This window comes from Methylobacterium sp. WL120, from assembly GCF_008039465.1.
In the GTDB taxonomy this organism is placed as follows: Bacteria; Pseudomonadota; Alphaproteobacteria; order Rhizobiales; family Beijerinckiaceae; genus Methylobacterium; species Methylobacterium cerastii.
Genome location: NZ_VRUT01000042.1, coordinates 1 through 16,613 on the forward strand (window position 1 = coordinate 1; position 16,613 = coordinate 16,613).

The 16,613-nt window shown below is 70.1% G+C and carries 16 protein-coding genes; 6 read left to right on the forward strand and 10 right to left on the reverse strand.

Annotated features, from left to right (window positions below):
* Positions 1 to 254 precede the first annotated feature (254 nt).
* The gene (locus FV229_RS10255; RefSeq protein ID WP_147751871.1) at positions 255 to 935 is read right to left on the reverse strand and encodes a ceramidase domain-containing protein; all 681 of its coding nucleotides are present in this window, start codon (positions 933 to 935) and stop codon (positions 255 to 257) included.
* Between the two features lie 161 nt (positions 936 to 1,096).
* Here FV229_RS10255 and xth point away from each other — a divergent pair, with 161 nt between their 5' ends.
* On the forward strand, positions 1,097 to 1,897 hold the full coding sequence (xth, locus tag FV229_RS10260; protein ID WP_147751872.1) for an exodeoxyribonuclease III: 801 nt from the start codon (positions 1,097 to 1,099) through the stop codon (positions 1,895 to 1,897).
* Positions 1,898 to 2,034: 137 nt separating this feature from the next.
* Positions 2,035 to 3,558: a DUF2252 domain-containing protein gene (locus FV229_RS10265; RefSeq protein WP_147751873.1), complete on the forward strand. Its 1,524-nt coding sequence runs from the start codon at positions 2,035 to 2,037 to the stop codon at positions 3,556 to 3,558.
* Positions 3,559 to 3,591: 33 nt separating this feature from the next.
* On the opposite strand, the gene FV229_RS10270 is transcribed toward FV229_RS10265, so the two are convergent.
* Positions 3,592 to 5,124, reverse strand: coding sequence for a helicase HerA-like domain-containing protein (locus FV229_RS10270; protein WP_147751874.1), 1,533 nt, complete (start codon positions 5,122 to 5,124; stop codon positions 3,592 to 3,594).
* 103 nt (positions 5,125 to 5,227) lie between these two features.
* Between FV229_RS10270 and FV229_RS10275 the strand changes: the two genes are divergently transcribed.
* Positions 5,228 to 5,650: a DUF2780 domain-containing protein gene (locus FV229_RS10275; RefSeq protein ID WP_348644091.1), complete on the forward strand. Its 423-nt coding sequence runs from the start codon at positions 5,228 to 5,230 to the stop codon at positions 5,648 to 5,650.
* 174 nt (positions 5,651 to 5,824) lie between these two features.
* Complete coding sequence (locus tag FV229_RS10280; protein ID WP_147751876.1) at positions 5,825 to 6,850, forward strand: GNAT family N-acetyltransferase; 1,026 nt, start codon at positions 5,825 to 5,827, stop codon at positions 6,848 to 6,850.
* Between the two features lie 31 nt (positions 6,851 to 6,881).
* On the opposite strand, the gene FV229_RS10285 is transcribed toward FV229_RS10280, so the two are convergent.
* Complete coding sequence (locus FV229_RS10285; RefSeq protein WP_147751877.1) at positions 6,882 to 8,054, reverse strand: zinc-dependent alcohol dehydrogenase; 1,173 nt, start codon at positions 8,052 to 8,054, stop codon at positions 6,882 to 6,884.
* Positions 8,055 to 8,243: 189 nt separating this feature from the next.
* Between FV229_RS10285 and FV229_RS10290 the strand changes: the two genes are divergently transcribed.
* Complete coding sequence (locus FV229_RS10290; protein WP_147751878.1) at positions 8,244 to 8,867, forward strand: glutathione S-transferase family protein; 624 nt, start codon at positions 8,244 to 8,246, stop codon at positions 8,865 to 8,867.
* Between the two features lie 205 nt (positions 8,868 to 9,072).
* Here the strand turns inward: FV229_RS10290 and FV229_RS10295 are convergent, their stop codons facing one another.
* From FV229_RS10295 to FV229_RS10325, 7 genes are all read right to left on the reverse strand, one after another.
* Positions 9,073 to 9,975, reverse strand: coding sequence for a tetratricopeptide repeat protein (locus FV229_RS10295; RefSeq protein ID WP_147751879.1), 903 nt, complete (start codon positions 9,973 to 9,975; stop codon positions 9,073 to 9,075).
* Positions 9,962 to 11,692 (reverse strand): dihydroxy-acid dehydratase, encoded by a 1,731-nt coding sequence (gene ilvD / locus FV229_RS10300; RefSeq protein WP_147751880.1) that lies wholly within the window; start codon positions 11,690 to 11,692, stop codon positions 9,962 to 9,964. Before ilvD ends, FV229_RS10295 begins: the two co-directional genes overlap by 14 nt.
* Positions 11,693 to 12,040: 348 nt before the next feature.
* Complete coding sequence (gene eutC / locus FV229_RS10305; RefSeq protein WP_147751881.1) at positions 12,041 to 12,820, reverse strand: ethanolamine ammonia-lyase subunit EutC; 780 nt, start codon at positions 12,818 to 12,820, stop codon at positions 12,041 to 12,043.
* Positions 12,817 to 14,199, reverse strand: coding sequence for an ethanolamine ammonia-lyase subunit EutB (locus tag FV229_RS10310; RefSeq protein WP_147751882.1), 1,383 nt, complete (start codon positions 14,197 to 14,199; stop codon positions 12,817 to 12,819). Before FV229_RS10310 ends, eutC begins: the two co-directional genes overlap by 4 nt.
* Positions 14,200 to 14,264: 65 nt before the next feature.
* Positions 14,265 to 14,450, reverse strand: a complete 186-nt coding sequence (locus FV229_RS10315; protein ID WP_147751883.1) for a hypothetical protein — start codon at positions 14,448 to 14,450, stop codon at positions 14,265 to 14,267.
* Positions 14,431 to 14,766, reverse strand: coding sequence for a nucleotidyltransferase domain-containing protein (locus FV229_RS10320; protein ID WP_147751884.1), 336 nt, complete (start codon positions 14,764 to 14,766; stop codon positions 14,431 to 14,433). Before FV229_RS10320 ends, FV229_RS10315 begins: the two co-directional genes overlap by 20 nt.
* A 79-nt stretch (positions 14,767 to 14,845) precedes the next feature.
* Positions 14,846 to 15,706 (reverse strand): transglutaminase family protein, encoded by an 861-nt coding sequence (locus tag FV229_RS10325; protein ID WP_147751885.1) that lies wholly within the window; start codon positions 15,704 to 15,706, stop codon positions 14,846 to 14,848.
* Between the two features lie 302 nt (positions 15,707 to 16,008).
* On the opposite strand from FV229_RS10325, the gene FV229_RS10330 reads away from it, so the two are divergent.
* A complete protein-coding gene (locus tag FV229_RS10330; protein ID WP_147751886.1) occupies positions 16,009 to 16,554 on the forward strand; it encodes a hypothetical protein in 546 nt (181 codons plus the stop codon).
* Positions 16,555 to 16,613 lie beyond the last annotated feature (59 nt).

Consider the following 16,613-nt stretch of genomic DNA (forward strand, 5'->3'; position numbering starts at 1 on the left):
GCGGCCCGGCGCGCGACCATCCGGACGACGGCGGCGCCGACCGTGCCGAGACCGGCGACACCGAGGCGGAAGCTCTGGGACATGGTGGTTTTCGCAAGCCTTCTGCCCTGCGCCGTCGGCGGCCTGTCGGCCGGCGTGGACGAGCGCGGGGAACGCCGCGCGCCCCATCGGCTGCGGCGCCGTCCTTCTGCCTCGATTTGCCGGGAGGCGCAAGAAATCGGCCGGGCGCCGGGGCGCATCCCGAGGTTCCTCCGTCACCGCCGCGAAACCGCCTCGCGATGCCGGACGGCCGCGACGACCAAGCCGTAGAGCACCGCGGCGTTGAGGACGTGCCAGAGGAAGTGGGTGCCGACGGGCACGAGCGCGCAGACGCCCCGGTCGGCGGTGCGCAAGGCGAGCGAGCCGGAAAACAGTGCCGCCAGCGCCACGTGCCGCCGGCCGGTCGCGGCCGGGTCGCCCACGCCGCGGAGCCCGAGGGCGACGCCCACCAACGCCAGCACCGCCGGCAGGTAGTCGATCGAGCCGTTGGTGAGCGCCTCGACCGAGCGGCCGGCGACGGCGTCGAGGGCCGGGACGAGCCCGAAGCCGAAGCCCGCGAAGGCCAGCGTCGCCGCCCATGCGGCGAACGGCCCGAATCGCAGGAACCGCACCATCGCCAGGTAGAAGTAGGCGTGGATGAACACGGCGATCGGCACGACGTCGGCGAGCATGGCCCAACGCACGGCGAGCGTGTGGAACAGGAACGACCCGATGCCGACGACCGCCGTCAGGAGCGCCAGCGCGACGCCGGCCCGGTCGTCCGCCGCGCAGGCGCGCCGATGGGCCGCGACGGCGGCGACGAGGAAGGCGGCGTTGGACAGGGCGTTGACCGGCTCGGCCCAGAACGCCACGTTGCCACGCTCGCAATAGGCGCCGATCGGGTCGAACCAGTCCACCGGCGGCCTCGTTGCGTGAGCGGGCGGCGACGCGCCCGGCCTTCCGCTTGTCAGGCCGGTGCGAAGGCCCGATGACGGGCTCCGCCCTCACAAGACGCCAGACGACGGGCTTCGCCCTCCAGGACGCCAGACGATGGGCTCCGCCCTCCAGGACGCCAGCGATGCGCATCACCACGTGGAACGTCAATTCGATCAAGCAGCGGGTCGGGCACCTGCTCGCCTTCCTCGACGAGGCCAAGCCGGACGTGGTCTGCCTGCAGGAGCTGAAGTGCCAGGAGGAGGCGTTCCCGCGCGCCGAGATCGAGGCGGCCGGCTATGCCGTCGAGGCGGTGGGGCAGAAGGCATATAACGGCGTCGCGCTGCTGGTCCGCGCGCCGCTGACCTACGATCCGGCCACCGTGCTGCGCGCGCTCCCGGGCGACGCCGAGGACGAGCAGGCCCGCTACGTCGAGGCGCTGGTCAGCGGCGACGGCGTCGCGCCGGTGCGGGTGGCCTCGATCTACCTGCCGAACGGCAACCCGGTGGCGAGCCCGAAATACCCCTACAAGCTCGCCTTCCTGGAGCGGCTGCGTCTTCACGCGATCGCGCGGATGCGCGAGGAGACCGCGCTGGTGCTCGCGGGCGACTACAACGTCATCCCCGAGCCGGAGGATGCGGCCGAGCCCACGGCCTGGGCCGACGACGCGCTCTACCTGCCGACCACGCGGGCGGCGTTCCGCGCGCTGCTGGCCGAAGGGCTGACCGACGCGGTTCGCGCCTGCGACCCGCGCCCCGGCCTCTACAGCTTCTGGGACTACCAGGCCGCCGCCTGGTCGCGGAACTTCGGCATCCGCATCGACCACCTCCTGCTCTCGCCGCAGGCCGCCGACCGGCTGGTCTCGGCCGCGGTGCAGAAGCACCTGCGCGGCCTGGAGAAGCCGTCGGACCACGTCCCCGTGACGGTGGAGCTGGCGGCGGGGTAGGCGCGCCGGCGTTGTCCACGCCTTTCGCGGCGACATAATCCCCGGCTCCGCAACAAATTTATCCGGCTCAGGTTGTTCAGCGCCACCGGGAGACGCCGGCAGCCCTGGGACGCCCGAGCATGGAACGACCGAATCAGATGAGCGGCGACGACGCGTTCGGCGAGGCCGAGACCGTGCCCGGCCCAGCGCAGGATCAAAGGCAGGACAAGGACGGACGCGACGCGCACGAGGCGGCCGAAGAGGTCGTGCTGGAGCCGCTGGCCGACTATCCGCACATCGATCTGCGGACCGGCGGCGAGCCCTGGGACAAGCGCCGCGCCGCCGGCAAGCGCCTGCGCGAGGCCGTGCCGCACGAAGCCCACGCCGCCCTCGACCTTCCCTCCGACCGGCCGGACCCCGTCGACCTGATCGTGGGGGCGCACGAAGGCCGCCAGCCGAGGCTCGTCCCGTTGCGGGTGGCGCGCATGGCGAGCTCGCCCTTCGCGTTCCTGCGCGGCGCCGCCCACGTCATGGCCTGGGACCTCGCGCACGGCCCGCGCAGCGACATCAACGTGGTGATGAACGGCGACGCGCACATCTCGAACTTCGGCCTGTTCGGGACGCCGCAGGGCGACGTCGTGCTCGACCTCAACGACTTCGACGAGGTGACGATCGGCCCCTGGGAATGGGACCTGAAGCGCCTCGTCGCCAGCATCGAGGTCGCCGCCCGCGAGGATGCGGTTCCGGCCGAGGCGCGGCGGCAGGCGGTGATGGCGGCGGTCGGCGGCTACCAGCACACGATGCTGGACCTCGCGCCCCAGGGCTCGCTCGACGTCTGGCAGCAGGCGACCCGCGCCGACCGGCTCGACGTCTCGGGCGTCCGGATCGACGAGGCGTCGCAGGCGGTGGTGCGCAAGGCGGTGGAGAAGGCGCGCAAGAAGAACAACCAGAGCCTGCTCGCCCGCGTCGGCGAGCGCCGCGTCGACGGCGGCTGGCGCTTCCGCGAGGACGCGCCGATCCTCACCGGCGTCGACGACGAGACCCGCGAGGCGGTGATCACGGGGCTGGAGCACTACGCCGAGACGCTGCCGCGCGAGCGCCGGTTCATGCTGAGCCGCTACCACGTCGTCGACGTCGCCCACCGCGTCGTCGGGGTCGGCAGCGTCGGGACCCGCGCCTACGTGGCGCTGCTCTGCGGCAACTCCGACCAGGACGTGCTCTTCCTGCAGGTGAAGGAGGCCGTGCGCCCGGCCCACGCCCCCTACCTGCCCGGCATGCCCGAGCCCTATGCCAGCCACGAGGGCGAGCGGGTGATCTACGGCCAGCGCCTGCTCCAGGGCGTCGGAGACCCGCTGCTCGGCTGGACCACGATCGAAGACCGCCCGTTCTACGTGCGGCAGATGAAGAACATGAAGGGCGAGATCCCGGTCTCGTGCATGACCGGGCAGCCGCTGCTGTACTTCTCCTGGGCCTACGGCGCCCTGCTCGCCCGCGCGCATGCCCGCACCGGCGACGCCGCCGCCATCGCCGGCTATTGCGGCAAGGACCGGCATGCGGACCTGCGCGAGGCCCTGGCCGACTGGGCCCACGCCTACGGCGACCGGAACGCTTCCGACTACGAGGCCTTCCTCGCCGCCATCGCGTCGGGCCGGCTCGAGGCGGCGGACGATCCCTGCCTCTGACTTGACGCGGCCAGCGCGGGGCCGGCCTCGGCGCTACCGCTTCATCAACCCGCCGAGCACGTTGCGCAGGATGGCGTTGCCGACCTGGGTGCCGACGCTGCGGGCCATCGAGCGCGCGGCGTTCGAAACGACCTGCTCGGCGAGGCTCTGCGGGGCCTTTCGGCCGGCCTTGGCGGCGGGCTTGCCGAAGACGCTGCCCACGATGCCGCCGAGCAGGCCGCCGAGGCCCCCCTCCGAGGCCTGCGCCGTCTCGGCCGGGGCGGCGTCGAGGTTCTTGCGCTTGGCGAGCATCTCGTAGGCGCTCTCGCTGTCGATCGCCTCGTCGTACTTGCCGCGCAGCGGGCTTTTGGCGATCAGGTCGGCGCGCTCGGCCGGCGTCAGCGGCCCGACGCGACCCTGCGGCGGGGCGATCAGGGCGCGCTCGACCACCGAGGGCGTGCCCTTCGGCTCCAGGAAGCTGACCAGGGCCTCGCCGACGCCGAGCTGGGTGATCGCCTCCGCCACGTCGAAGCCGGGGTTCTGCCGGAACGTCTCGGCCGCCGCCTTCACGGCCCGCTGGTCGCGGGGGGTGAAGGCGCGCAACGCGTGCTGCACCCGGTTGCCGAGCTGGCCCAGGACCGTCTCCGGCACGTCGAGGGGGTTCTGCGTCACGAAGTAGACGCCGACGCCCTTCGAGCGGATCAGCCGCACCACCTGCTCGACCGCGTCCAGCAGCGCCTTCGGCGCATCGTTGAACAGCAGGTGCGCCTCGTCGAAGAAGAACACCAGCTTCGGCTTCTCCAGGTCGCCGACCTCGGGCAGCTGCTCGAACAGCTCGGAGAGCATCCACAGCAGGAACGAGGCGTAGAGCCGGGGCCGCTGCATCAGCTTGTCGGCGGCCAGGATGTTGACGAACCCGCGCCCGTCGCGGTCGGTCCGCATGAAGTCTTCGAGGTTCAGGGCCGGCTCGCCGAAGAAGCGGTCGGCGTTCTGGTTCTCGAGCATCAGGAGCTGGCGCTGGATCGCGCCGACCGAGGCCGCCGAGACGTTGCCGTAGGTCCCCGAAATCGTCTTGAGGTTCTCCGAGCAGAAGGCCAGCAGCGCGCGCAGGTCCTTCAGGTCGATCACCGGCCACTGGTTCTCGTCGGCGACGCGGAAGGCGATGTTGAGTACGCCCTCCTGCGTGTCGTTGAGTTCGAGGAGGCGTGCCAGCAGCAGCGGCCCCATCTCGGTCACGGTGCAGCGGATCGGGTGGCCCTGCTCGCCGAACAGGTCCCAGAACACCGTTGGGAAGCGGTCGGGCTCGTAGGCGATGCCGAGTTCCTCGGCGCGCTTGACGAAGACGGGCTTGGATTCGCCGGCCGCGGCCAGCCCCGACAGGTCGCCCTTCACGTCGGCCGCGAAGACCGGGACGCCGGCGTTCGAGAAGCCCTCGGCCATCACCTGCAGCGTGACGGTCTTGCCGGTGCCGGTCGCGCCGGCCACCAGACCGTGCCGGTTGGCGAGCTTGAGCGTCAGCACCTCCGGCTTCGGCGGCCCCGCTTTCTGGGGACTCTTTCCAACCAGGATGCTGCCGTCGCCCGCCATCCGCCCAATCCCCTTCGCGCCGATCGTCACGGTTATGGGCGCCGGAGCCCGGCTTTGCCAGATGCGCGGGCGTTCGGCTTGATTTCCGCGCGTCCAGGCCCGAATGACGAGGAAACACCCTCGGGAGCTGCCGACCATGGAAGAACTCATCGCCCGCGTGACCAACCGCACGGGCCTCGATGCCGCGACGGCGCAGACCGCGATCGGGCACATCCTGGCCTTCCTCCAGAAGGAAGGCCCCGCCACCGAGGTGAGCCAGCTGATGGCGTCGATGCCGGGCTCCGAGTCCCTGGTCGCAACCTCGAACGCCGAAGAGGGCGGCGGTGGAGGCCTGATGGGCATGCTCGGCGGCATGATGGGCGGCGGCGTGATGGCGCTCGGCCAGAAGCTGATGTCGGCCGGCGTGCCGATGGGCCAGATGCAGCCGCTCGGCCAGGAGCTGTTCGCCTACGGCCGCGAGAAGGCCGGCGAGGACGTAATGGGGCCGATCGTCGGCTCGGTCCCCGGCCTCAACCAGTTCGTCTGAGACCGGACGACCGGCGGCCTCGCGGGGCGTTTTCGGCGGCCTCGCGGGGCGTTTACGGGCGTCGGCGCGGGCCTGTCATAAAAGCGTGCGGGCTTCGTGGTTGTGTCCGGTTCCAGGGCCTGGAGCCGGTCGCCCCGCGGGGGCGCGTTCGGAAAGCCCCGGAAGGCGTCGACCATGGTCGCGAAGTTTACGCGCGGGGCCTCCGCGGCCTGGGACGCGATCCGGGCCAACGGGTGGGACAACGTCGAGTCGCCGATCGCGAAGCTGAAGCGCAAGTCGGCCGACGGGACGCTGCCCGGTTTCGGCGGTCGCAGCCTGATCCCGCCCGGCGCCACCCCGATCCGCTTCAAGGCCAAGGGGGCGGGTAACGCCTTGCCGGAGCTGGGCCCGAGCCTCGGCCGCATCGGCAACCTCGAAGTTTGCCTCGCGACCCGCAAGTCCGAGATCCGCCGAGCGCAGCGGCTGCGCTACCATGTGTTCTACGAGGAGATGTCGGCGATCCCGACCGGCATGGCGATGCTGTCGCGGCGCGACGTCGACGCCTACGACGCGGTCTGCGACCACCTCCTGGTGATCGACCACGCCGCGACCGACGCCAAGCCGTTCCGGAAGGCGCGTCCGAAGGTGGTCGGCACCTATCGCCTGCTCCGAGGCGAGGCGGCCGAGCGCAACTTCGGCTTCTACTCGGCCTCCGAGTTCGACATCGCGCCGCTGCTCGCGGCGCATCCCGGCAAGCGCCTGCTCGAGCTCGGCCGCTCCTGCGTGCTGAAGCCCTATCGCACTAAGCGCACCGTCGAGCTGCTCTGGGCTGGCATCTACGCCTACGTGCTGCACCACCGCGTCGACGCGCTGATCGGCTGCGCCAGCTTGGACGGCACCGATCCGGCCCACCTCGCCCTGCCCCTGAGCTTCCTGCACCACCACGCCCGCGCCCCCGAGGGCTGGTGCGCCCGCGCCCTGCCCGAGCGCTACGTGGCGATGGACCGGCTCGACCGCGAGGCGATCGACCCGAAGGCGGCGCTTCAGGCGCTGCCGCCGCTGATCAAGGGGTACCTCCGCGTCGGGGCGACCTTCGGCGACGGGGCGGTGATCGACCGCCAGTTCGGCACCACCGACGTCTTCGTCGTGCTGCCGGTGACGGCGATCGGCACGCGGTACCTCGGCCACTTCGCGCCGACGGCGAACAAGCGGGCGGCGTGATCCGCCCGGAGGCGATCCGCCGCCCGAACCCTCAATTCGGGTGGAACACGACCTTCACGCAGCCGTCCTTCTTGTCTCGGAACGTCTTATAGAGGTCCGGCCCGTCGGCGAGGTTGGTGGAGCGGTGGGTGATCATCGACGTCATGTCGATCTTTCCCGCCTGGATCAGCTTGGTCAGCGTTTCCAGGTAGCGCTTCACGTGCGTCTGCCCGCTCTTCATGGTCAGGCCCTTCTGGACGATCATGCCCATGTTGACCGGGATCGGGCCGCCGTAGACGCCGGGCACCGAGACGATGCCGCAGGGCCGCACCGCCTTGATCGCCTCCATCAGCGCGTAGGGCCGCTCGGTCGAGGTCAGCTTCTCCTGCAGGGTGTTGACGAGGCTGGCGACGCCGTGGCCGGCGCTGGCCTCCATGCCGACGCAGTCGATGACGCCGTCGGCGCCCTCGCCCTTGCTGATCTCCTTGATCCGCTCGAACACGTCCTCCTTGGCGTAGTCGATGATGTCGGTGGCGCCGTAGGTGCGGGCGAGCGCGAGGCGCTCCGGCACCGTGTCGATGGCGATGATGCGCTCGGCGCCCATGATCTTGGCCGACTGGATCGCGAACAGGCCGACCGGACCCGCGCCCCAGACCGCGATGACCTCGCCGCCCTTGATCTCGCAATGCTCGGCGCCCTGCCAGCCGGTCGGCAGGATGTCGGTGAGGAACAAGAGCGCCTCGTCGTCGACGCCCTCGGGCGCCAGCATCGGCGCCACGTCGGCCATCGGCACGCGGACGTACTCGGCCTGCCCCCCGGCATAGCCGCCGGTGAGGTGCGAGTACCCGAACAGGCCCGCGGTGGGGTAGCCGAACTGCGCCGCCGCCATGGCGCCGTTGCGGTTCGAGCGCTCGCAGACCGACCAGTTCCCGAGCCGGCACTGCCGGCACTCGCCGCAATTGATGTTGAACGGCACGACGACGCGGTCGCCCTTCTTGAACTTGGTGAAGCCCTGGCCGACCTCGACGACCTCGCCCATGAACTCGTGGCCGAGCACGTCGCCCGCCTCCATGGTCGGCATCTGGCCGTCCATCAGGTGGAGGTCCGAGCCGCAGATGGCGCAGGACGTCACCTTGAGGATGATGTCGCGGGCATCCTCGATCCGCGGATCGGGAACCGTGTCGCAGCGGATGTCGCCCTTGCCGTGCCAGCACAGCGCTTTCATGAAAATCCTTTCGTGACGGGGGAATCGCAGGACCCGCGTGGCGCGGGCTCGTACGGTTAAGCCCGTGCTCGTACGGCCAAGTTCCGGCCGAACGGTCGAATGGCCGCATGAGCCGGCACCAGGGAAGGTTCGTCCCAATTCGTGGTAGGGGCTTGGCGCTTCCGACAACCCAACGGGTCCAGAACCAGCATGATCGTCTACGGCACCGGCTATTCGCCCTACGTCCGCAAGATCCTCGTCGCGCTTGCCGAGAAGGGCGCCTCCTACGAGCACGTGCCCTGCATGTTCCACGCGCCCGACGCGGCGTTCCAGGCGGCGAGCCCGCTCGGCAAGATCCCCGCGATCGACGACGACGGCTTCAAGCTCGCCGATTCCTCGGCGATCCTCTGGTACCTGGAGCGCAAGCACCCCGAGCCGGCGCTGATGCCCGCCGACGCGAAGGCGCTCGGCCGCGCGATCTGGTTCGACAAGTTCGGCGACACCGAGCTGTTCAGCCCGCTGATCGTGGCGTTCCGCGAGCGGGTGATGAAGCCGACCATGATGGGCAAGCCGTGCGACGAGGCCTTGGTCGTCAAGTCGCTCGACACGGACCTGCCGCCGCTGTTCGACCACCTCGAGGGCGAGATCGCGGGCGAATACCTCGCGGGCGACGCGTTTTCGATCGCCGACATCTCGATCGCCGCCGGCTTCTACAACTTCCACCTCGCGGAGGCGAAGGTCGACGCCGCGCGCTGGCCGAAGCTCGCGGCTTACGTCGACCGCATCCTGGCGCGCCCGTCCTTCGTCACGGCCATGGCCGCGCGCAAGGGCTGATCGGAGTCGTCGCAGGACGATCGCTTGAAGTCGCGTTCGGCGGCTTCAGGGCGCGAAGAGTGCCCCGCGGAGCGGGCTTTTCAGGACCTTGGTCCTGAAAAGCGTCGAGCGGAGCGAAAGCCTGAGCCCGCGGAGGCGGGCGCCGGCGATTGAGGCTGCAAGAAAAACAGGGCAAGCGCTTTCGAGCGATTGCCCGGCCGGAGCTTTAGCGGCGGCGCTTGATCGAGCCGACCGTCTGCACCTGGGCCTGCGCCTCGGCGCGATCCTCGTCGCTGGCTGCCGCCCAGTTCTTCTCGTAGAGCGCGACGATCCAGGCGTCCTTGCGGCCCTCGACGCCGTCGCGGGCGAGCGACAGCCACATCAGGCCGCGGACGCGCTGCACCGGCACGCCGCCCATGCCGGTCATCAGCATGTCGCCCAAGAGCGCCTGGGCCGGGTGGTGGCCCTTCTCGGCGGCGAGGTTGAACCAGCGCGCTGCCTGGCGCGCGTCGGCCTCGACGCCGGTGCCGTCGAGGTAGAGCCGGGCGAGGTTGTACTGCGCGTTCGGGTCGCCGAAGTACGACGCGGCGTAGTTGAACATGTCGTAGGCCCGCTCGGGGTTCGCGCGCACGTAGGTGCCCTTGATCCCGTCGAGGAAGTAGCTGCCGAGCGCGGTGAAGGCGCTCGCCGTCACCGCCGAGGTCTGCGCGTCGGGCCCGTCGTCGGTGCCGGAATCGGCGATCCGCGAGAAGAACTCGAACGCCTTGAGGTCGTCGTGCGGAACGCCGTCGCCCTCGGCGTACATCCGGCCGAGCTTCCACAGGGCGAGCGCGTGGCCCTGGTCGGCGGCGTATTCGAGCGCGCGGGCCGCGCCCTCCTTGTCGCCGGCGTTGTACTCGCGCACGCCCGCCCGCAGCGCGTCCTTGGCACTGCGGTAGTTCTTCTCGGGCACCGGCGTGCGGACGCTGGCGTCGAGCGCTTCCGTCGCGGGAGCGCCGACGAGCAGGCACGCGACCGCCGTCGCCGCGAGCGCGGCGCCGCGAAGGTGCGCGCGCAGGCTGCCGCGGGGCCGACGATCGGCCCCGGCCGGCCCCGCCTTCCGGTCGCGGTCGGTCCTAGACGTCCGCATAGCTCTGGATCTCCTCGGCGCCGCCCGGATGGGTCACGGCGCCGTTCACGGCGGGTCCGACGGTCTGCGCGTATTTCCAGAGATAGCCGGAGGTCGCGGAATTGGTCCGCGGCGTCCACGCCTTGCGGCGCTCGTCGAGCTCGGCGTCGGAGAGCGCCACGTCGAGGGTGCCCTTGATCGCGTCCAGCGTGATCATGTCGCCGTCGCGCAGCAGGCCGATCGGACCGCCGACCGCGGCTTCGGGCCCGACATGGCCGACGCAGAAGCCGCGGGTGGCGCCGGAGAAGCGCCCGTCGGTGATCAGCGCGACCTTGTCGCCCATGCCCTGGCCGTAGAGCGCGGCGGTGGTGGACAGCATCTCGCGCATGCCGGGGCCGCCCTTCGGACCCTCGTAGCGGATGACGAGGACCTCGCCCTCCTTGTAGGTGCGCGCCTGGACCGCCTCGAAGCAGGCCTCCTCGCCGTCGAACACGCGGGCCGGGCCGGTGAAGACCTGCTTGTCGGCGGACATGCCGGCGACCTTCACGATCGCGCCCTCGGTGGCGAGGTTGCCCTTGAGGCCGACGACGCCGCCAGTCGGGGTGATCGGGCTTGCCGCCGAGCGGACCACGTCCTGGTCCGGGTTCCAGCGCACGCGCTCCATGTTCTCGGCGATGGTGCGGCCGGTGACCGTCATGCAGTCGCCGTGGATGAAGCCGTGGTCGAGCAGGGTCTTGATCAGCAGCGGGATGCCGCCGACCTCGAACATGTCCTTGGCGACGTAGCGGCCGCCCGGCTTCAGGTCGGCGATGTAGGGCGTGCGCCGGAAGATCTCGGCCACGTCGAACAGGTCGAACTTGATGCCGCATTCATGCGCGATCGCCGGCAGGTGAAGCGCGGCGTTGGTCGAGCCGCCGGACGCGGCGACGGCGGCGGCGGCGTTCTCCAGGGACTTGCGGGTGACGATGTCGCGCGGGCGGATGTTCTTGGCCAGCAGCTCCATCACCTTCTCGCCGGCGGTGGCGCAGAACTGGTCGCGGATCTCGTAAGGGGCCGGCGCGCCGGCCGAGTACGGCAGGGCGAGGCCGATCGCCTCGGAGACGGTGGCCATGGTGTTGGCGGTGAACTGCGCGCCGCAGGCGCCGGCGGACGGGCAGGCGACCTGCTCGAGCTCGTCGAGGTCCTCGAGGCTCATGTCGCCGACGGCGACCTTGCCGACCGCCTCGAACAGGTCCTGCACCGTGACGGGGCGACCGCGGAACGAGCCCGGCAGGATCGAGCCGCCGTAGATGAAGATCGACGGCACGTTGAGGCGCACCATCGCCATCATCATGCCCGGCAGGGACTTGTCGCAGCCGGCCAAGCCCACGAGGGCGTCGTAGGCGTGACCGCGCATGGTCAGCTCGACGGAATCGGCGATGACCTCGCGGGACGGCAGCGAGGCGCGCATGCCGGCATGCCCCATGGCGATGCCGTCGGTGACGGTGATGGTGCAGAACTCGCGCGGGGTGCCGTGGGCCGCGGCGACGCCCTTCTTCACCGCCTGCGCCTGGCGCATCAGCGAGATGTTGCAGGGGGCGGCCTCGTTCCAGCACGAGGCGACGCCGACGAGCGGCTGGTGGATCTGCTGCTTGGTGAGACCCATCGCATAGAGATACGAGCGGTGCGGCGCGCGGTCGGCCCCCTCCGTGACGTGGCGGCTCGGCAGCTTCGACTTGTCGTTCGTAGGCGCGTCCATGACCTGTCCCGCACCCCCCGGTCCGCTACGCGTCGGCGCGCCCTCGAAGGGTGCGGACAGCCGTCGCGCAGCGTCGACCGACGTTGCGCGAGGAGGCAAGACCACGCTCTTGGAATCGCTCGTAACCGAGCGGTAACCGGTTGGGGGAAAAGCCGTTTACCGCGGATGCTGAGGTGGTCCCGGTTTATGGCGGGATCGCGGCGGTCGAAGGCAGGTCTCGGGGCAAACCCGGGATGCTTTCGCGGTGTTGCGACCCCGCCACAGCCGCGCTTGCGGTCCGAATACTGAGGTCGGGTCGCATGGTGCGGCGCACCGAAGCCTTCGCGGGTGCGATCGCCGATCCGCCGATCAGGCCTTCGGCAGAGCCGGCGCCACGTCCGAGCCGGCGAGCGCGGCCTCGCTCTCGTCCTTCAGCGAAACCCCCGTCAGCCCGCGTGAAAAGGCCTGGCTCAGGAGCCAGTCGAGCTTGAACGCGGCCAGCGCGTGCGAGAGCCCGGCGGGGCGGACGTTCGAGATGCAGTTGCGCTCGGCGTCCGAGCGCCCGATGCGGGGGCCGAAGGTGAGGTAGATCCCGAGGCTGTCGGGCGAGGACAGGCCGGGGCGCTCGCCGACCAGCACCGCCACCGCGCGGGCCTTCAGCGCCGCGCCGACCGCGTCGCCCAGCGCGACCCGGGCTTGGGACGCGACGACCACCGGCGCGAGGCTCCATCCGGCCCGCTCGGCGTGAGGCTTGAAGGCCGCGAGGAAGCCGGCCGCGCCCTCGTGCACGGCACGCGCCGAGAGCCCGTCGGCGACGACGATGGCGAGGTCGACGGAATCGCCGGTCGCCCGTTCCAGGGCGTCGCGATCCTCGGGTGCCAGGGCGCGGCCCTGGTCGGGCCGGCGCAGGTAGGCGGCGCGGTCGGCCGCCTGCGAGGCGACCCGGAGCGTCGGCAAGCCGAGGGCTTCGATGTCCGCAGTGACCACGTCCGCATCCATCGGCGTGTGCACGGCGTCGCGGGCCTGGGCGTGGGCGAGGCCGAAGCGCAGCACCTCGCGGGTGGGCAGGCCGCTCCCGGTCCGCCCGAGGCCGATCCGCGCCGGCGTCAGGCCGGCGAGCCGCGCCCAGATCTTCGCGTCCTCGCTCATGCGGCGAGCCCGGAGGCGTCGGCGAGCAGCGGCGAGCCGGGCTCGGCGGGAAGCAGGGTGCCGGCGGCGTCCGTCATCCCGAGGGCGTGCAGCCACGCCTCGAACTCGGGCGCGCGCTTCAGCCCTAAGACCTCCCGGACGTAGAGGGAATCGTGGAACGAGGTGGACTGGTAGTTCAGCATCACGTCGTCGGCGCCGGGCACACCCATCACGTAGGTGCAGCCGGCGGCGCCCAGCAGCGTCAGCAGCACGTCCATGTCGTCCTGGTCGGCCTCGGCGTGGTTGGTGTAGCAGACGTCGACGCCGAGCGGCACGCCCATCAGCTTGCCGCAGAAATGGTCCTCGAGCCCGGCGCGGATGATCTCCTTGCCGTCGTAGAGGTATTCCGGCCCGATGAAGCCGACGACGGTGTTGACCAGCAGCGGCCGGAACGGGCGCGCCACCGCGTAGGCCCGCGCCTCCAGGGTCTGCTGGTCGATGCCGTGATGCGCGTTGGCCGAAAGCGCCGAGCCCTGCCCGGTCTCGAAATACATGCCGTTGTCGCCCAAGGAGCCGCGCTTCAGCGCCAGCATCGCCTCGTGCGCCTCCTTGAGGATCGCCAGCGTGACCCCGAACCCGGCGTTGGCGGCTTGCGTGCCGGCGATCGACTGGAACACGAGGTCCACCGGCCAGCCGCGGTTCATCGCCTCGAGCGTGGTGGTGACGTGGGTGAGCACGCATCCTTGCGTCGGAATCGCGTGGCGCCGGATGATCTCGTCGAGGAGGTGGAGCAGCTTGCCGAGGGCTGCCACCGAATCCGAGGCCGGGTTGATGCCGATCACCGCGTCGCCGCAGCCGTAGGACAGGCCGTCGAGGATCGAGGCGGTGATGCCGGCCGGGTCGTCGGTCGGGTGGTTGGGCTGCAGCCGCACCGCCATCGTGCCGGGCAGGCCGATGGTGTTGCGGAACCGCGTGACCACCCGGCATTTCCGGGCGATCAGGATCAGGTCCTGGTTGCGCGAGATCTTCGAGACCGCCGCCGCCATCTCCGGGGTGATCCCGGGCGCGATCCGCGCCAGCGTCTCGGTGGTGGCCGTGAGCAGGAACTCGCGAAAGTCGCCGACGGTGAGGTGCGCGACCTCGGAGAACGCCGCCGCGTCATGGGTGTCGAGGATCAGCCGGGTGACGTCGTCGTCGTCGTAGGCGATCAGGGGCCGCGCCAGGATTTCGCGCAGCGGCACGTCGGCGAGGCACCAGCGCGCGGCCGACCCCTCCTCCGCCGATTCCGCGGCGACGCCTGCGAGCCGGTCGCCGGAGCGCACCGGCGTCGCCTTCGCCATCAGCTCGGCGAGGTCGGCGAACGCCCAGGTCCGCGGGCCGACGACGTGGCGGTAGGCCATGGGGTGCTCCTGACGCCGATGCCGGCTTCCGCTGCGCGAGATGAGGGGAGCAGCGTCCCATCCTGTCAGCTCGTGCGGCAGCGCTGCGCGAGAAAATCGAAGGTGGTTCGGATGAGCGGCGTGACCTTGGCGATGTCCCGGTCGTTGGCTGCGACGCGTTCGCCGTCCGTCGGGATCGTCGGAGCACGTTCCAGGTTGGCGACGGCACGTTCGAGATTGCCAAGGCCGTCCTCAAGCTTCCGCGCGCTCATAGATCCTGATTCCCTGTGCCAGGACGCGATCCTTGAGTGCGCTCGGCATGGTGTCGAGCTTGGTCACCGAGATCCGATAGAGGGTTCGACAATGCCCGACCCGGTCGCGAAGGCGGGCCAGCGTCGCCCCGTCGAGGTCGGGCGCCTCGATGGCGACGTCGATGTCGGATCGCGCATCGTGATCGCCCTCGGCGCGCGAGCCGAACACGATGATCGCCCGAACCGCGGGATGGGCCGCCACCGTCTCGATGGCGGCGCGGGCGCTGTCGGGAATGTCGACCGGTCGGTGCACCGGATCGCCAATCGATCGCAACACGGGGTCGCTCCTTCGCCGAGGCCGCCAATCCGTCCTCGTCTATCACACCTGGGTATGCCGACACATCGGAGACGCGACCTCAGGCCGCCCCGCCATGCGGCGCCGGCACCTCCGTCGAGATCGCATCCACCGTCCGGGGCGTCGGGCTTCCGACGCCGTCCGCACGGGTGATGCGGATCTGCTGGTTGACCGGCTGCATGTTGCCGAAGGGGGTCGAGAACGCGATCTCGGCCGCGTCGCGCCCGACGCCGATGCGGACGAGGCCGTCGGGATCGGCCTGGCGCGTCGCGTCGAACAGCCACCAACGCCCGTCGAGGTAGGCCTCGAACACCGCGTGGAAGTCGCTCGGCACGAGGCCGTGGGCGTAGCACGACACGAACCGGGCGGGGATGCCGAGCGCGCGGCAGAAGGCGGTGCCGATATGCGCGAAGTCGCGGCAGACGCCGGCGCGCTTGAGCAGGCTCTCGTCGGCGGTGGTCTCGCCGTCGCTGGTGCCCGGCTTGTAGGTGAGATGGTCGTGGATCCAGTTGCAGATCGCGTTGACGCGCTGGTGGCCCTTCGGCATCGCCCCGAACTCGGCCTGGGCGAAGGGCGTCAGCCGGTCCGACGAGACGAAGCGGCTCGGCAGCAGGAAGGGCAGGATGTCGAGCGGCAGCTGCCCGACCGGCGTCTCGTTGATGGTGGCCGGGTCGGCCCGGTGCACCGTGAGCTCGACCTCGGCGTTGTATTCGAGCGCGAACTGACCCATCGGCACGTTGACGCCGAGGTAACGGTTGAGCAGGTCCGGCGTCGTGTAGACGTCGCGCTTCAGGTTCGGCGTCAACACCAGGGATTCACTGATGATCTCGACGCTCTTCAGCTTGGCCACCTCCAGGTTGAAGATGAAGGTCGTGTCCGAGAGGATGTTGTAGGACAGGCTGCAGCCGAGATTGTAGCGCATGGGGTCTCCTGGCGGTCACGGGCCGGCGAGCGACCTGCAAAGAGCGGGCCTTGGGGCGAACGCGCGTCCCGGTTGTCGGTTCGGCCACGGCTGCCGAACGGGCGCACGACCCGGCCGACGCGTCGCGACCGCCCTCCATCTAAACTTGAACGATGTTTGTATCTTTCAGGTTGTTTTGTGTGCGTGGGCACGGCACTCTGCTTGAGCAAGGCCGTCGATTCGATCGCAAGACCAGAGACCGCGATGCGCCGGTCGATGTCCCCCAATGCGAATGACGGCCCTTGCCTCAGAGGGAGGAAGCAATGGCTGTTACTTTGCAGGTCGTCGGCTTGTATTACAAACAACCGCTCGACATGGGACTGACGTCTGATCAAACCGTCAACATCAAGCAGGTCTTGGACTTCGCCCAAGCCAATCCACAAGGACAATACGCACTGAGTTATGGCGTCGGGCAGGGGGCGGGAGCCGCCTACGTCGATTTCATCATGACGGACATCAACGGCCAGTTCTCGTCGCCGGTGAGCGGCACGCGCTACAACGGCGGCCAATTCAGCCTCACGCAAACCTTCACGGGCGTCGGGAAAGGAAATTATACCGTCTGGCAATACTACGTGCAGGATCAGAATTACCAGCCGGTCAAACTTCCCACAGGGGCCGAGACGCCCTTCGAGACGGCGAACGTCGTCCAAGACGGATTCACCGTCATCTGGCGCCTCGTCGAGATCTGCAACGCGGTCCCCGTCATGGTCGGCGATACGGCGGTCGGCGCAACGGCATCCGAGCAGGCCGGTCCACGTCTGAACGCGCGGTTGGCGAAGGTCGTCGGCAAGCCTGCCGTCAAGGCGTGACGTCCGGGCTCTGGAGCATTTTCCGTGATCTCCGGATCACGGAAAATGCTCTAACCTAC

Excerpts from the sequence above, each read along its gene's own strand:
- xth (WP_147751872.1), top strand. The coding sequence starts at position 1,097 with ATGCGCATCACCACGTGGAACGTCAATTCGATCAAGCAGCGGGTCGGG.
- FV229_RS10265 (WP_147751873.1), top strand. The coding sequence starts at position 2,035 with ATGAGCGGCGACGACGCGTTCGGCGAGGCCGAGACCGTGCCCGGCCCA.
- FV229_RS10270 (WP_147751874.1), bottom strand. The coding sequence starts at position 5,124 with ATGGCGGGCGACGGCAGCATCCTGGTTGGAAAGAGTCCCCAGAAAGCG.
- FV229_RS10275 (WP_348644091.1), top strand. The coding sequence starts at position 5,228 with ATGACGAGGAAACACCCTCGGGAGCTGCCGACCATGGAAGAACTCATC.
- FV229_RS10280 (WP_147751876.1), top strand. The coding sequence starts at position 5,825 with ATGGTCGCGAAGTTTACGCGCGGGGCCTCCGCGGCCTGGGACGCGATC.
- FV229_RS10285 (WP_147751877.1), bottom strand. The coding sequence starts at position 8,054 with ATGAAAGCGCTGTGCTGGCACGGCAAGGGCGACATCCGCTGCGACACG.
- FV229_RS10290 (WP_147751878.1), top strand. The coding sequence starts at position 8,244 with ATGATCGTCTACGGCACCGGCTATTCGCCCTACGTCCGCAAGATCCTC.
- FV229_RS10295 (WP_147751879.1), bottom strand. The coding sequence starts at position 9,975 with ATGCGGACGTCTAGGACCGACCGCGACCGGAAGGCGGGGCCGGCCGGG.
- ilvD (WP_147751880.1), bottom strand. The coding sequence starts at position 11,692 with ATGGACGCGCCTACGAACGACAAGTCGAAGCTGCCGAGCCGCCACGTC.
- eutC (WP_147751881.1), bottom strand. The coding sequence starts at position 12,820 with ATGAGCGAGGACGCGAAGATCTGGGCGCGGCTCGCCGGCCTGACGCCG.
- FV229_RS10310 (WP_147751882.1), bottom strand. The coding sequence starts at position 14,199 with ATGGCCTACCGCCACGTCGTCGGCCCGCGGACCTGGGCGTTCGCCGAC.
- FV229_RS10315 (WP_147751883.1), bottom strand. The coding sequence starts at position 14,450 with ATGAGCGCGCGGAAGCTTGAGGACGGCCTTGGCAATCTCGAACGTGCC.
- FV229_RS10325 (WP_147751885.1), bottom strand. The coding sequence starts at position 15,706 with ATGCGCTACAATCTCGGCTGCAGCCTGTCCTACAACATCCTCTCGGAC.
- FV229_RS10330 (WP_147751886.1), top strand. The coding sequence starts at position 16,009 with ATGGCTGTTACTTTGCAGGTCGTCGGCTTGTATTACAAACAACCGCTC.